This window comes from Polymorphospora sp. NPDC051019 (assembly GCF_040683055.1).
Lineage (GTDB): Bacteria > Actinomycetota > Actinomycetes > Mycobacteriales > Micromonosporaceae > Polymorphospora > Polymorphospora lycopeni.
The window spans coordinates 42,809-56,302 of sequence record NZ_JBFBCH010000001.1 but is presented as its reverse complement, the minus strand read 5'-3'; the positions used below and the strand labels follow the sequence as shown (position 1 = coordinate 56,302).

The 13,494-nt window shown below is 73.0% G+C and carries 13 protein-coding genes; 3 read left to right on the top strand and 10 right to left on the bottom strand.

The features are described 5' to 3' along the window. Nucleotides 1-2: 2 nt before the first annotated feature. From AB0M79_RS00250 to AB0M79_RS00230, 5 genes are all read right to left on the bottom strand, one after another. On the bottom strand, nt 3-1,061 hold the full coding sequence (locus AB0M79_RS00250; protein ID WP_364206199.1) for an ABC transporter substrate-binding protein: 1,059 nt from the start codon (nt 1,059-1,061) through the stop codon (nt 3-5). After that, nucleotides 1,058-1,522 (bottom strand): Rrf2 family transcriptional regulator, encoded by a 465-nt coding sequence (locus tag AB0M79_RS00245; protein WP_364206196.1) that lies wholly within the window; start codon nt 1,520-1,522, stop codon nt 1,058-1,060. Before AB0M79_RS00245 ends, AB0M79_RS00250 begins: the two co-directional genes overlap by 4 nt. A gap of 174 nt (nt 1,523-1,696) precedes the next feature. Continuing rightward, nucleotides 1,697-2,665, bottom strand: coding sequence for a nitroreductase family protein (locus tag AB0M79_RS00240; RefSeq protein ID WP_364206194.1), 969 nt, complete (start codon nt 2,663-2,665; stop codon nt 1,697-1,699). A 6-nt stretch (nt 2,666-2,671) separates the two neighbouring features. Then, complete coding sequence (locus AB0M79_RS00235; RefSeq protein ID WP_364206191.1) at nt 2,672-3,673, bottom strand: nitroreductase; 1,002 nt, start codon at nt 3,671-3,673, stop codon at nt 2,672-2,674. 100 nt (nt 3,674-3,773) lie between these two features. Further along, a complete protein-coding gene (locus AB0M79_RS00230) occupies nt 3,774-4,904 on the bottom strand; it encodes a cation diffusion facilitator family transporter (RefSeq protein ID WP_364206188.1) in 1,131 nt (376 codons plus the stop codon). 53 nt (nt 4,905-4,957) lie between these two features. Between AB0M79_RS00230 and AB0M79_RS00225 the strand changes: the two genes are divergently transcribed. Next, entirely contained in the window at nt 4,958-5,314 is a 357-nt protein-coding gene (locus tag AB0M79_RS00225; protein WP_364206185.1) for a metalloregulator ArsR/SmtB family transcription factor, read from the top strand. 94 nt (nt 5,315-5,408) lie between these two features. Here AB0M79_RS00225 and AB0M79_RS00220 read toward each other — a convergent pair whose 3' ends face one another. From AB0M79_RS00220 to AB0M79_RS00210, 3 genes are all read right to left on the bottom strand, one after another. Next, nucleotides 5,409-6,014: a DUF4328 domain-containing protein gene (locus tag AB0M79_RS00220; protein ID WP_364206182.1), complete on the bottom strand. Its 606-nt coding sequence runs from the start codon at nt 6,012-6,014 to the stop codon at nt 5,409-5,411. A 178-nt stretch (nt 6,015-6,192) separates the two neighbouring features. Then, complete coding sequence (locus tag AB0M79_RS00215; protein WP_364206179.1) at nt 6,193-7,275, bottom strand: N-acetylmuramoyl-L-alanine amidase; 1,083 nt, start codon at nt 7,273-7,275, stop codon at nt 6,193-6,195. 34 nt (nt 7,276-7,309) lie between these two features. Continuing rightward, nucleotides 7,310-9,343 (bottom strand): family 10 glycosylhydrolase, encoded by a 2,034-nt coding sequence (locus AB0M79_RS00210; RefSeq protein ID WP_364206176.1) that lies wholly within the window; start codon nt 9,341-9,343, stop codon nt 7,310-7,312. A gap of 263 nt (nt 9,344-9,606) precedes the next feature. Here AB0M79_RS00210 and AB0M79_RS00205 point away from each other — a divergent pair, with 263 nt between their 5' ends. Beyond that, nucleotides 9,607-10,143, top strand: coding sequence for a hypothetical protein (locus AB0M79_RS00205; protein WP_364206173.1), 537 nt, complete (start codon nt 9,607-9,609; stop codon nt 10,141-10,143). Between the two features lie 56 nt (nt 10,144-10,199). On the opposite strand, the gene AB0M79_RS00200 is transcribed toward AB0M79_RS00205, so the two are convergent. Together AB0M79_RS00200 and AB0M79_RS00195 are read right to left on the bottom strand one after the other, a co-directional pair. Beyond that, nucleotides 10,200-10,814 (bottom strand): DUF305 domain-containing protein, encoded by a 615-nt coding sequence (locus AB0M79_RS00200; protein ID WP_364206171.1) that lies wholly within the window; start codon nt 10,812-10,814, stop codon nt 10,200-10,202. Nucleotides 10,815-10,876: 62 nt separating this feature from the next. Then, nucleotides 10,877-11,614 (bottom strand): lytic polysaccharide monooxygenase, encoded by a 738-nt coding sequence (locus AB0M79_RS00195; protein WP_357537229.1) that lies wholly within the window; start codon nt 11,612-11,614, stop codon nt 10,877-10,879. A 421-nt stretch (nt 11,615-12,035) separates the two neighbouring features. Here AB0M79_RS00195 and AB0M79_RS00190 point away from each other — a divergent pair, with 421 nt between their 5' ends. Beyond that, nucleotides 12,036-13,460 (top strand): PQQ-binding-like beta-propeller repeat protein, encoded by a 1,425-nt coding sequence (locus AB0M79_RS00190; RefSeq protein WP_364206167.1) that lies wholly within the window; start codon nt 12,036-12,038, stop codon nt 13,458-13,460. Nucleotides 13,461-13,494 lie beyond the last annotated feature (34 nt).

Sequence of the window (13,494 nt, the reverse complement as noted above, 5' to 3'; positions counted from 1 at the left end):
ACTCACGAAGCTGTTCCCTCTCCGCTGACCTCGGGCTTGCCGCCCGCCTTGAGCAGTTCGTTGAGCGGGCCGAGGTGGTAGATCCCGGCCAGGTCGACCGGGTCGAGCAGCCCGACCTCCTCGGCGTGCTTGGCGCTGCCGTACAGCGAGGGGGCGATCGGGTCGACGGTGAACGTCAGGTTGGCGAACGACGCGGCCAGGATGTCGTCCTTGAGCGCGCTGCCGGACAGGGCCTTGAGGTGCTCGTTGGCGGCGGTCGCGGCGGCGTCGCGGTTGGTGTTGACGTAGTCGACCGCGGCGATGTGGCCCTCGAGGAGCTTCTTGACCGTCTCGGGGTTGGCGTCGAGGAACTTCTTGCTGACGATCAGGTGGGTGGTGACGAACTCGCCGCCGGGCCACTCCTCCTTCTCGTCCTTGAGCACCTTCGCCCCGTGTTCGATGATCAGCCGGCTCAGGTGCGGTTCGGGCACCCAGGCGCCGTCGAGCGCGCCGCTGCCGTACCCGGTGATGATCTCCGAGTTGGGGGTCGGCAGGATCGAGACGTCGCCGCCGCCCTGGGTGTCGGCGTTGAGCCCCTGCTGCTTGAGCCAGTAGCGCAGCGCCACGTCCTGGGTGTTGCCGAGCTGCGGCGTGGCGATCTTCTTGCCGCGCAGGTCCTGCACGCTGGTGATCTCGGGCTTGACGACCAGGGCCGCGCCGCCGGAGGTGGTGCCGGCGATGACGTGCAGCGCGCTGCCCTTGGACTGGGCCCAGCCGTTGATGGCCGGGTTCGGGCCGATGTAGGTGGCGTCGATGGCGCCGGAGAAGAGCGCCTCGATCGCCGACGGGCCGGCGTTGAAGGTGGTCGTCTCCAATGTGGTGTCGCCGAGCTTCTCGGCGAAGATCCCGTTCTGCACCCCCACCAGCGCCGGCGCGTGGGTGATGTTGGGGAAGTAGCCCAGCCGCAGCTTGGTGGCGGCGGCACCGGACCCCTCCGAGTCGCCGCCGCAGGCCGCGAGGGCGGTGGTCGCCAGTATCGCGGCCGCGGTCGCGGCGAGCAGGCGAATGCTGCGCGGAGTCATTCCATCTCCTGTTTCGTCATTGGTACGGGGGGTGTCGTGCCCGCCGGGGGAGCGGGTACGGAACGTCCGGTGAGCAGGTCGGCGAGGCTGGTGCGGTCGACGATCGCCTCGATCGCGCCGTTGACCGCGAGCCAGACACCGCCGAGGCGGGCCGCGACCCCGTGGTACGTGGCGCTCTCGGCCGGCAGACCGCGCACGGTGGTGAGCGTGCCGCCGACGGCGCGCAGCACGTCGCCGACCGAGATCGCCGTGGACGGCCGGGCCAGTGTGTAGCCGCCGTCGACCCCGCGCTGGCTGTGCAGGAGTCCGGCCCGACGCAGGTCGAGCAGGATGCCCTGGAGGAAGCTCAGCGGGATGGCCTGGTCGGCCGCGAGGTCCGCCGCCTTGGCCAGGTGTTCCGGGGCGGCGGCCACGGAGAGCATCGCCCGTAGGGCGTAGTCGCTGCGGGCCGAGACATGCACGGCGCTGGGCTCCTTCTCGCGCGATGCCCGCACCGCCATGGCTAGCGCTGACATCGCATCGCCGGTCCAATCCCTGTTTTCCCTACTTGATTGATAGGAACAGTGGACTGGGTGGGTGATCGGGTCAAGAAGGCGTTCAAATGGTGGGACGGCCGGCCCGGCCGAGGGTGCCCGCTACCGCTCGTCGACGACCTCGTCGACGCCGCGCCGCGGGGTCGGCCAGCCCGGCTGGCCGTACCCGACCCGCAGCACCATCTGCGGTACGCCGACCCGCCCGCCGAGCGCCAGCCGTAGCTGCTCGCGGGCACCGGGCACCTCGATCGGCTGGGACAGCATCGACACGGCCAGCCCGGCGTCGGTGGCGGTCAGCAGCACCCGTTGCAGCGCCGCGCCGGCGGCGATCTGGTCGGTCGCGGTGTCCCGGGGCGAGCCGAGCACCGCCACCACCGGCTCGGGCTCGAAGTCGCGGCCCGGCGCGCGGGTCCGCACCCCGAACGGGCGGCCGGGCAGCAGGTCCTGCGGCTCGGTGGCCGGCCCGCCGGAACCGACCGGAACCCCGTCGTCGGCGTCGGCGTACCGGGTCCAGTTCCGCACCTCGGCCGTGTAGCCGGGCGCGGCCGTGAGCACCCGGTTGGCGGTGTGCGCGATCTCGGCCAGCGCGCCGACCGGCGCGGCCCCGACGAGCAGTTCCAGCTGGGCGTTCTCGGCCCGGGCCGCCTCGACCAGCTTCCAGCGCTGCCGGGGCGAGACCGGCACCGGCCAGAACGGGGCCCGGTTGCTGTGCCGGCGCGGGACAGCGGCGAACAGCGCCTGTTCGGCGACGGTCGGCGGGCGTGGCGGGCCGGCCACCACCCGGGCCACGACCAGTGGCTGCGCCGGGTACGGCCGCAGCCGCACCGTGCCGGGACGACCCGCCACCGCCAGCGCGAGCCGCAGGTTGAACAGCGCGGCCCCGCACCCGATCCGGGCCGCCCAACCGGTCGGGTCACCGACCGGCAGCCGCCGCGCCGGATCGAGGAGCAGTTCGATCGCCCCGTCGCACAGCCGGAACCGCCACGGCTGGGTGTTGTGCATCGACGGCGCCCGGATCGCGGCGGCCGCCGCCGCCCGCAGGTCCGCACCGGTGTAGGTCGTATCCGGCACGGCCGCCTACCCGCTGATCTCGATGACGTCGGCCGGATCGCGGCGCGGCGTGGCCGGCAGCGGTGCCGCCTCGACCGGCAGCCCGATCCGGACCGCCAGGTACGGCGTACCGACCGCGGAAAGCAGTTCGCCCAGCAGGTGCCGGGGCCACTCCCGCTCGACCGGGTCGCTGAGGACCGCCGCGGCCAGACCCGCGTCGGTGGCGGTCAGCAGCAGCGCCGACAGCGCCTCGCCGGCCCGCAGCCACGCCTCCGGCTCGTCGGTGCTGCCGAAGAGGATCCCGTACGACGCGCCCCGGTCGGTGCCCGCGCCGACGTCGAGCCCGGCCGGGTGATGGCCGATCGTGTGGTCGCGTACCGGGACCCGGCGCGGCGCCTGCCGGACCGCCGACGCCGCCGGCACACCGTCGCCGCTGCCCGCCGGCCGGGTGGTCCACCGGATCAGCTCGGCGCGGTAGTCCGGGTCGGCCAGCTCGTCGGCGGCCGCGCTGGCGGTCGCGATGGCCAGCATCGGCAACTGGTCGGGCCGGACCAGGTGCAGGTAGGTCCCGTGCAGTTCGACCGTCCGGCGCAGCCGGTCGAGCAGGACGGCCGGGACCGGGGTGTCGGCGAACGCCCGGCGGTCGGTGCGCCGGCGGCCGATCGCGTCCCGCAGCGCGGTCGCGGTCGCGCCCGGCATACCCCGGCCGATCAGGGTGATCCGGGCCAGCAGCTCGGGGTCGCCGGCCGGGTCCGGCCGCAGCGCGATCCGCACCTGCCAGCCGTCGGCGAGCAGCGCGACGTACGCGTGGTGCAGGGCGGCACCGCACGCCAGGTGCAGCAGCCGGCCGTCCCGGTCGGTCGTGCCGAGCCGCCGGCCGGGGTCGGCGCGCAGTTCCAGCGTCCGGGCCGCCGCCCGCCACCGCCAGGGCTGGGTGTTCAGCGCCGACGGGGCGCGCAGGGCGTGCCACGCCGCGGTGGCGAGCACCTGTGCGGTGGCACTGTCGGGAAGGTCGACAGGCTCGAACATCGTGGCCTCCTGCGGGTGGACGTGCCTCCACCATCGCGCCGGCGGCCGGTTCCCGGCAGGGCCGGAAGACCTTTCCTCGTCGTACCCCCCGGCCCCCCGTTCAGTTACTCCCGGTGAGCGCGAGCCGGTCCGGGTGATCGGCGCCGGCCGGGTGCGGGTGCACGGTCGCGGCCGTCAACCGCGGTACGGCGTGCGTCAGCGCGTGCTCGACGTCGTGCGCGATCCGGTGCGCCGCCGCGACCCGCAGCCCGCCGTCGACGGCGACCTCCACCTCGGCCCGCAACGTGTGGCCGACCCAGCGCAGCCGCAGCCCGTCGAGGCGTACCACGCCGGGGGTGGCGGTGACGGCCCGCTCCGCGGCCGCCGTCACCGCCGGGTCGACGCCGTCGAGCAGCCGGCCGGCGACCTCGCGGACCGCGGACCAGAGCACCGCCACGATCGCCGCGGTGATCCCCAGCCCGACGACCGGGTCCGCCCACCACCAGCCGACCGCGACGCCGCCGGCCCCGAGGAGTACGGCCAGCGACGTGAACCCGTCGGTACGCGCGTGCAACCCGTCCGCGACCAGCGCCGCCGACCCGATCTCCCGGCCGACCCGGATCCGCCACCGGGCCACCAGCTCGTTGCCGACGAAGCCGACGAGGCCGGCGAGGGCCACCCAGCCGGGATAGCGCACCGGCCGCGGGTCGAGCAGGCGGTCGACCGCCTCCCAGCCGGCGTAGACCGCCGACCCGGCGATGACCAGCACCACGAACAGGCCGGCCAGGTCCTCGGCCCGGCCCAGCCCGTACGTGAACCGCCGGGTCGCCACCCGGCGGCCGAGCAGGAACGCGATCGCCAGCGGTACGGCGGTCAGCGCGTCGGCGAAGTTGTGCACGGTGTCGCCGAGCAGGGCCACCGAGGCGGTCGGGATCACGACGGCGACCTGGGCCAGCGCGGTCACCATCAGGGCCGCGAACGACCACCAGAGCACCCGCATCCCGCGCCGGCTGGCGGCGAGCGCCGGGTCGACGACGTCGCCGGAGTCGTGGCTGTGCGGGGTCGCGGCGTGCCGGACCCGCGCCCACCACCCGCCGTGCTCGTGGCCGTGGTTGCCGTGCCGGTGGTGCTCGCCGTGCCGGTCGTGGTCGTGCTTGTGGTCGCCGTGCTTGTGGTCGCCGTGTGGGGCGGGGTCGCCGTGGTGGTCCGGGCCGGTCCGGTGGTCCGGTGCGTGGGTGTGGTCGTGGTGCATCGGGTGCCTCCCGGCGTCGTACCCGTCTGGCGACCGTGACACCATATGTGCTCATGTACGCACGCGACAACGCGGCAACTGCCAACGATGGGCATCAGGACCCCACGGATGCCCAGTTCGAGGCGGCGGCCACCGCCTTCCGGATGCTCGCCGACCCGACCCGGCTGCGCCTGATGTGGCGGCTACGCCAGGGCGAACACGACGTCGCCACGCTCACCGCGGCGCTGGGGGTTGCCCGGCCGGCGGTTTCGCAGCATCTGGCGAAACTGCGCCTGGCCGGCCTGGTGGCGTCCCGCCGTGACGGCCGCCGGGTGCTCTACCGGACCCGGGGCGGCCACGTACGGGCGGTGATCGCCGAAGCCCTCTTCCAGGCCGACCACCAGCTGGCCAACCACCCCGAACACGACTGACCACCAAGATCCCCGTGATCAGGGACCTGTTCCGGTGTGTCGCCGGTGTGTCGAGGTACGCCGTCCCTGATCACGAGGATGGTGAAGCCTGACGTCACCGGCCGGCGGTGTGCCGGGACAGGGCGAGGTGCATGGCGACGAAAAGGCCGCCGGCGACGAGGTGGAGCAGGATCAGCGGGCCGGCGGCGGCGCCCCGGCCGAAGGCGAACAACAGTGCCGCGGCCCCGAAACCGGCCCACCAGGCCCAGACCAGCACCGCCGGAAGACGGGTTCCCGACGCCCGCGCGGCGACCCGGGCCAGGGCCGACGGACCCAGCACCAGGTTCGCCACCGGGACGAGCCAGCCGAGCGGTGTGGTCCAGGCCGGCAGGCGGGGGTCCGCGCCGCACACCGCGTCGACGTACCGGTGCAGCCGGTACGCCCAGACCAGGTGCAGCACGACCGCGGCGGGCCCAGCGGACACGACACCGACCGTCGCCACGGCCAGGAGCGCCATCGCGAGCCGCCGCGGGGGCGGGCTGTCGAGGAAGTCGTTTACGAGATTCCCGTGCAGGTGCGGCTCGGGCAACAGCGTGAACGCGGCTCCCGCGACCATCGACACCGTGAACGCCACCCCGGACGCCAGGGCGAACCGGCCGAGGATCCGCGGCGGGCGGGCGCGCGGGGCGGCGGGTCCGACGTTCGGGACGGCGGCGGTCATCGGGTGCTCCACTTCGGACGGCGTGGTCGTGCGTACCGCACGCTAGGCACGCCCACCCGCCGTCGCCCGGGTGGATCGGATACCGGACACCCCGCCGACCCTCCCGCGACCTTGCACTTGTCGCCGGGCAAAACCGGCGAATGGAGGAGACAAGTGCAAGATCGCGGAGGAGGGTGGGTCAGTTGCGGATGCGGACGGCGTCGGCGATGACGTAGCCGGCGGCCGACGTCCAGCGGCTGACCCCGACCACGTTGTAGTCGCCGGCGTTCAGGTGGAAGCTGCCCAGGTTGCGCCACTGGCCGCCGTTGATCTGCTGGTTCATCCGGATCGTCTGGTTGCCGCCGCTGGTGGCCACGATGTATGGCGTGGAGCTGTTGTAGCCGGCGTTCGCCGCCCACCAGGCGTCGACCTGGTACGTCCCGGCGCTGGGGATGTTCACCTTGAACCAGGCGGTGTCGCTGGCCAGCACCGGGTCGGCGAAGCGGTAGTCGGTGCCGTGCCGCTGGGTGGAGAAGCTCGACGTGCCCCAGTTGCCGCTGGCGGTGAACCGGCCGGCGGTGGTGTTGTCGACGATCGCCGTGAACCCGCCGCTCCCACCGGACAGCCGCGCCGCCACGTCGGCGCGCAGCTGCGGCAGCCGGGCGTAGAGCACGTCGCCGGGGCAGGCGGTCGCCATGAAGTCGCGGTGGCCGTAGATCTGGCTGGCCGGGATCGAGTACTGCTGGCAGGTGTAGGCGACCAGGTTGACCAGCGAGTTGTACAGGGCGGTCGTCGGGCCGACCGTCATGTAGGTCCCCTCGTTCTCGATGCCGATCGACTGGTTGTTCTGCGCCCCGGCGTGGGTGCCGAAGACGAAGCTGCTACCACCGTTGAGTGTCTCGATGCTGCGGTGCCGGCCCTCCATGATGTGCCCGCCCCGGCTGACGGTGAACTGCTGCCCGCTGTCGATCCAGCCGTTGCTGTCCATGTGGAAGTTCTGCACCGCGCGGGCCAGCGACTGGGCGCGGGCCAGCGAGTAGTCGGTCTGGTTGGCGGTCGCGGTGTGGTGGATGATCACCTTGTTCGGCCGGCCGCTGATGAGACTGACCGGCGTACGCGGCGCCCGGGCGCCCCAGGAGGCGGTGCCGTGCATCGTCGGGCGGGCGACGGCGGCGTGGGCCGGGCTCGAGGTCAGGGTGTGCAGGCCACCGGTGGCGGCACCGACACCGACCAGCACCGCACCGCGCATCATGGCACGCCGGGACAGCGGGGGAAGGGACATCGATTCTCCTTGCCGTGGGGGTGGGGGTGGGGGATCAGACCTTGGTGATGCGTACGGCGTCGGCGACGACGTAGCCGGTGCCGGTGGTCCAGCGGCTGACCCCGACGACGTTGCGGTCACCGGCGGCGAGGCTGAACGTGCCGAGGCTGCGCCACTGGCCGCCGCCGGTGCGCTGGTCGACCGTCACCGTCTGGTTGCCGGTCGTGGTGGCGACCAGGTACGGGGTGGCGCTGTTGTAGCCGGGGTCGGCCGGATACCAGACCTCGACCCGGTAGCTGCCGGCGCTGGGCAGGTTGGCCGAGAACCAGGCCGGGTCGCTGGCCGCGACCGGGTTGGCGAACCGGTAGTTGGCGCCGTGCCGCTGGGCCGAGAAGCTCGACGTGCCCCAGTTGCCGCTGGCGGTGAACCGGCCGGTGGTGGCGTTGTCGACGGTGACGGTGAACGTGCCGCCGCTGCCCGGGTTCACCACCCGGCCGGCGCTGGCCGCGCTCTCGTGGTGGCGCCGGTCGAGCGCGGTCACGACGTACGTGTACGTGCCGCCGGCCGCCGCGGTGGTGTCGGTGTACGTACCGGTGGTGCCGCCGGCGCGTACGGTGGCCAGCAGGTTGCCGCCGTCGGCCAGGTCGCACGGGTCGGTCGTGCTGCCGTCGACCCGGTAGACCGCGTACGCGGCCGGGGTGGTGGTGCCGCCGCGCTGGAAGGTCAGCGAGACACCGTTGCTCACCCGGGTGGCGGCGGTGATGGTCGGCGCGGGCGGGGCGGCGCCGCCGCGACCGGCGGCGACCGGCACCAGCGCGGGCCGCCGGTAGTGGTCGTTCGCGACCCGGTCCATGCCGCCGAGCCGGTTGGCGCGGACGTCCTTGGCGCTGAAGTGGATGTCGCCGACGACCTGCGGGTGGGCGCGGTTGAGGGTGAGGTGGTTGGTGAGTTCGGCGGCGTTCTGCCAGGCCGCGTCCTGCCCGGACGCGCCGACCCGGTAGGTGGCCTGCCCGATGACGAGTTGCACGTTGGTGCCGGCGACGACGTTCGACCACCAGGGCACGAGTCTGGCGTAGTCGGCGGTGGCGAACCCGATGTGCCAGTAGACCTGCGGCGCGACGTAGTCGATCCAGTTCTGCTTCACCCAGCGCCGGGTGTCGGCGTAGATGGCGTCGTACGACTGGAGGCCGGAGGTGGGTGAGCCGAGCGGGTCGGTCGAGGCGTTGCGCCAGATGCCGAACGGGCTGATGCCGAACTTGACCCACGGCTTGGCAGCCCGGATCTTCTGGCTCATCTCCTGCACCAGCCGGTCGACGTTGTTGCGCCGCCAGTCGCCGATGTTGGCGAAGCCGGACCCGTGCTGGGCGTAGGTGGCCTGGTCGGGGATCTGGGTGCTGCCCGACGGGTACGGGTAGAAGTAGTCGTCCCAGTGCACCGCGTCGATGTCGTACCGGTTGACGGCGTCCATCATGGCGTCCTGGACGAACGCGCGGACGGCGGGGATGCCGGGGTTGTAGTAGAGCTGGCCGTTGTAGGCGAAGACCCAGCTCGGGTTGCGGCGGGCCGGGTGGCTGGCGACCAGCCGGGACGGGTCGGCGTGGGTGGCGACCCGGTACGGGTTGAACCAGGCGTGGAACTCGATGTTGCGGGCGTGTGCCTCGGCGACCATGAAGGCCAGCGGGTCGTAGCCGGGGTTGCCGCCCTGGGTGCCGGTCAGGTACTGCGACCAGGGTTCGAGGGTCGACGGCCAGAAGGCGTCGGCGGTGGGTCGGACCTGCACGACGACGGCGTTCATCTTCCGCTGCTGGGCCAGGTCGAGCCAGGACCGGAACTCGGCCTGCTGGGCGGCGACCGACAGCCCGGTGCGGCTGGGCCAGTCGATGTTGGCGACGCTGGAGATCCACATCGCGCGGAACTGCCGCTTGGGGGTGGCGGGGTCGGTGGCGCAGGCGGCCGCGACGACGGTCCCCGCGGTGGTGGCACCCTGGCCCGCGCCGGCCGGTGCCGCCGGGCCGAGCACGGTCGGGAGCATGACGGCGGCCAGTACGGCGGCCGCGAGTCGGAACGATGATTCTCGATTCGTCCGCATGGGAGGAAATCTTCATCATCGCCCCTGTTGTTGGCAAGACTTTTCCATGACAAAGTTTCGGCGCCTGCCCGCCGCTGCACCACCGCCCCGTGATCTTGCAGATATCTCCTCCCTTCGTCGGATTTGTCGGGCGACAAGTGCAAGATCGCGGGATGCCGGTGCGACACACCGGTCCGGCCGGACCTGCCGACGCGTTCGCACACCTGTCGGGTAGCTTCGTGTCCGGTCCTGACCGCAGCGTTCGACAGGAGAAGTTCTTTCGCATGGGTAAGAAGACGGTTCATGTCTCCGACTTCAGTGGCGAGGTCATCCAGCCCGGCGACCGGGTGGTGTCACTCGTCGTCCTGGAGCATCCCGACCTGGTCGCCGGACCCGTGCGGTTGGACGCCCGACCGGTCGAGATCGAGAGCATCGACGACGCGGCCCTCGACGTCGCCGTCGTCGAGATCCACGACGGTCCCGAGGGCAGCGAGCCGCGCCGGGTCGTACTGACCGCGAGCGAGTTCGACGAGCTGGCGACCGACACCCAGATGGCGCAACTGCTGCGGACCGCCGAGCGGGTCCGGCCGGCGAAGACGACCCGCCGGACCGAGCGGATCGACTACGGCACCCTCGAACACGCCGGCAAGCCGCATCGGGGCAAGGTCACCGACGAGGAGGCCCGGCTGGTCCGCGAGCACCTGGACGAGGTCAACAAGCGGCTCGCCGACGAGGGCGTACGGCAGATCGACCCGGACGACCCGGACCTCGCCGCCCGCTACGGCTTCCCGGCCCCGCCGCCGGCCGCCGTCGTTGCCTGACCCGGTTCACGATCGCCCGCGGGTGCCTCCCCGGCCGGGGAGGCACCCGCGACGGTTCAGTCCAGGTACGCCAGCATCTGCTGGATCTGTGCCGTACGCGACAGGTCGACCCGCTCGGCCAACTGGCGGGCCTCCGGGTTGGTCCCGTACTTGGTCTGGTTGCGGGCCATCTCGACCGCGTTGTGCTGGTGACCGATCAGCAGGTTGAGGAACCGCTTCTCGAACTCCGCGCCGGAGACGGTGTCCAGCGCCCCGATCAGGTCCTCGCTGGTCAGCGGCAGGCCGCCGTGGTCGGCGTGCAGATGCTCGGCCGGATCCGCCTCCGTCGCCTCGCCCCAGCCGCGCAGCCACGACCGCATCGTCTCCACCTCGGCGGCCTGGGTCACCTCGATGGCCGCGGCGAGGGTGCGTACCTCGTCCCGGGTCGCCCGTTCGGCGGCGAGCCGTACCATCGTCAGGCCCTGCTCGTGGTGGGTTACCAGCATCTGCAGGAACATGACGTCGGCCGCGTTGTGCGGCCCGGTGTTCGGCGCGTGCGTGGCCGCCGCCGGTGCCGACGCGGCCGGCGGTGGCGCGGCGGCGGGCCGGCTGGCCGGGGCCGCGGTGCCCATGCAGCCGGCGAGCAGCAGCAGCGCCGCGACGGCGGCGGTTCCTCGCGCGAGCGCGTACATCGGTGTCTCCTTCCGGACCGGCGAACCGGGTGGGTCCACAGTGCACCCACCCGGTCCCGGGGTCAGACCTGCTGCCAGAGGGCGGCCACGTGCGGCGGCTCCCAGCCGGCGATGGCGGTGTGCGCCTGCCGGCAGCGGTAGGTGACGCCGTTGTAGGTCACCTGGTCGCCGACGCTGTAGGCGGTGCCGGCCCGCCAGGTGCCGCCGGTCTGCGGCGGGTTGGTCGGGGTCGGGCCCGTCGTGGGCGGCGGGTTGGTCGGCGGCGGCGTGGTGGGCGGCGGGTTGCCGCCACCACCGATCTGGAGGTCGACGCAGACGTAGAACGCCATCGGGGTGTCGGCGACGTTCCAGACGGCGAGCAGCTTCTGCCGGCCGGAGAAGCCGCTCAGGTTGACCTGGTGCGTCACGGTCGGACCGGGCTGCCGGCCGCCGTCGTTGAACTGGGCCACCCGGGTGTTGCCGATGTAGTACTCCCAGGTGCTGGTGGCGTGCCGGGCGGTGATGACCCAGTTGAACGTGGTCGTGCCACTGACGTTGGTGACCCGCCAGCCCTTGCTGTCGTTGTCGAGTACGGAGAAGCGGGCGTTGCCGCCGCTGCAACTCCGCAGGCCCTTCGGGCCCTCGACGCTCTGCGGCTCCCACTGGATGTCGCCGCAGTTCGTGACGATCCCCTGCGCGCACTGGGCCTGACGGCTCGGTGGCGAGGAGATGTAGCCGTGCGCCTGGGCCGGCGCGGCGATCGCCAGTGAGGTGAGCACGGTGCCCACCACCAGGATCGGTAGTGCGATCAGTCTTCGCATGGACGAACTCCTTCTCCGCGGGGGTACGGACCCTCCTTCGCGCGGTGGCCGACGCGCCGGGAGGGCTTCCAAGGGGTGTCGAGAGCCGTTCGGCCGGAATGCGTCACCCAACCGGCTATCGATCGCCATGCATCACAACATAAAGTAAACAATCTTAACAGTAAATACCCATTTCTGTTTGCCGCCGCTGCGCTGCTCCGTGGGTCGCGGGGCTCTTCGCGTTGATCAAGGAGTTGTTGTGCGGCAAAGCGGTCAGAACGGGCACGGTTTCTCCTAGATCGACGCCCGCGCCGGGGCGGCCGTGGACGACCCGCCCGCCCCGCCCGGGCGGGCGGGCGGGGGAGGGCGGGACGGGCGGACGGAAGGGCGGCGCGGGTGGGTACGGCGCGGCTAGGCTGCGGATCGGAAGGCGGAGGGCGGGATGAGCAGCGGAACTGTGATCGACCTCGGGACGCGTGACCACGAACTCCCGGCCGAGCCCGAGCCGCCCCGCCCGGTGCTGCTCCGACATCTACGTACGGTCGTGACGGCGCTCGCCGTCGCGCTCGTGCTCGCCACCGGTGGATCGGGCCCACCGCCCGCCCCCGTCCTCGCGGAGGTGGCCGTGCTGCCGACCGCGGGCGCGCACCAGCACTTCCTGTTCGGCGACCGGCTCTACACCCTCGCCCCCGAGCCCGGCGGGGCGCGGCTGGTCCTGAGTGCGCACGACCTCGACCGCGACACGCCACTGTGGAGCGCCCCGGTCGGGCCGGAGGTCCGCGTCACCGACTATCCGCGGCCGGCGGCACAGCTCCAGCCGGTCGGCGATCAACTGCTCGTCCACATCAACGACGGCACGTCCGCGGTCGACGCCGCCAATGGCCGTACCCGGTGGTCGGTGCCGCACCAGATCACCGACGTCAGGGGCGGCGGGGTGGGGCTGAGCAGCCAGCCGGTCTGGTCGTCCACCCGGGCTCCCGCCGACCGGCCGGCCGTCGTCGCCCGGGTCGACCCGGCGACCGACCCGGTGACCGGTTCGGTGCCATCGCCCGACGAACCCCGACGGTTCCAGCTCGACCCGGCCACCGGCATGGTGATCGCGGTGCCGCCGGCCGGCATGTCCGTGCGCGCCTTCGACCTCGCCGACGGCGCCGAGCTGTGGACCGCCGACCTCGTACGGTCCGGGGTGCTCCTGGCCGGGGCGGCCACGCCGACCGTCGCCGTGGTGACGATGGACGGCGGGATCGAGCTGCGCGACGCGCGTACCGGGGCGACCCGGCACCGGCGACCCGCCGAGCCCGACCGCCCGGCGACCAGCGCCGTCGGCGCCGGCGACCTGGTCCTGGTCCGCGACACCTCGCCGGCCGTCAACGCGTACGCCGCCGACACCCTGGAACCCGTCTGGCGTACGCCGGTGCGCCCGGACGAGGAATGGGCCCTGGTCTGCGGCACCCGGATCTGCGTTCGCAGCGAGGTCCAGACATCGCTGCTCGACCCGATGACCGGGGTGCTGCTCGGCCGGGTGGCGCTCGACGGGCACCTGACCAGCCGGGGCGGGCACCTGATCGCGCTCGCCTCGCTCGGCGAGGGCTTCGTGGACCACACCGTCGACCCGGCCACCGGAGAGCGCCTGGTCAGCCTGTCGGCGTGGCCGAAGCTGGCCGTGGCCCTCGACGACTCGCCGGCCGTGCTGACCAGGTTCGCCGGCGGGCCGCGGCGGCTGTGGTTCGCCGTACTCGATCCCGGCGCGACCGCCGTCCGCCCGCTCGGGGTGGTCGCGCACCGGTCGTACGGCTGCCAGTCGTCGCGTACCCACATCGTCTGCCGGACCCGCACCGACGAACTACGCGCCTGGCGCTACCGCTGACCCGCCGGGGCACCGCGCGCCCGGCCCGCGTTCT

Excerpts from the sequence above, each read along its gene's own strand:
- AB0M79_RS00250 (WP_364206199.1), bottom strand. The coding sequence starts at position 1,061 with ATGACTCCGCGCAGCATTCGCCTGCTCGCCGCGACCGCGGCCGCGATA.
- AB0M79_RS00200 (WP_364206171.1), bottom strand. The coding sequence starts at position 10,814 with ATGTACGCGCTCGCGCGAGGAACCGCCGCCGTCGCGGCGCTGCTGCTG.
- AB0M79_RS00225 (WP_364206185.1), top strand. The coding sequence starts at position 4,958 with ATGTACGCACGCGACAACGCGGCAACTGCCAACGATGGGCATCAGGAC.
- AB0M79_RS00205 (WP_364206173.1), top strand. The coding sequence starts at position 9,607 with ATGGGTAAGAAGACGGTTCATGTCTCCGACTTCAGTGGCGAGGTCATC.
- AB0M79_RS00220 (WP_364206182.1), bottom strand. The coding sequence starts at position 6,014 with ATGACCGCCGCCGTCCCGAACGTCGGACCCGCCGCCCCGCGCGCCCGC.
- AB0M79_RS00210 (WP_364206176.1), bottom strand. The coding sequence starts at position 9,343 with ATGCGGACGAATCGAGAATCATCGTTCCGACTCGCGGCCGCCGTACTG.
- AB0M79_RS00215 (WP_364206179.1), bottom strand. The coding sequence starts at position 7,275 with ATGTCCCTTCCCCCGCTGTCCCGGCGTGCCATGATGCGCGGTGCGGTG.
- AB0M79_RS00230 (WP_364206188.1), bottom strand. The coding sequence starts at position 4,904 with ATGCACCACGACCACACCCACGCACCGGACCACCGGACCGGCCCGGAC.
- AB0M79_RS00195 (WP_357537229.1), bottom strand. The coding sequence starts at position 11,614 with ATGCGAAGACTGATCGCACTACCGATCCTGGTGGTGGGCACCGTGCTC.
- AB0M79_RS00190 (WP_364206167.1), top strand. The coding sequence starts at position 12,036 with ATGAGCAGCGGAACTGTGATCGACCTCGGGACGCGTGACCACGAACTC.
- AB0M79_RS00235 (WP_364206191.1), bottom strand. The coding sequence starts at position 3,673 with ATGTTCGAGCCTGTCGACCTTCCCGACAGTGCCACCGCACAGGTGCTC.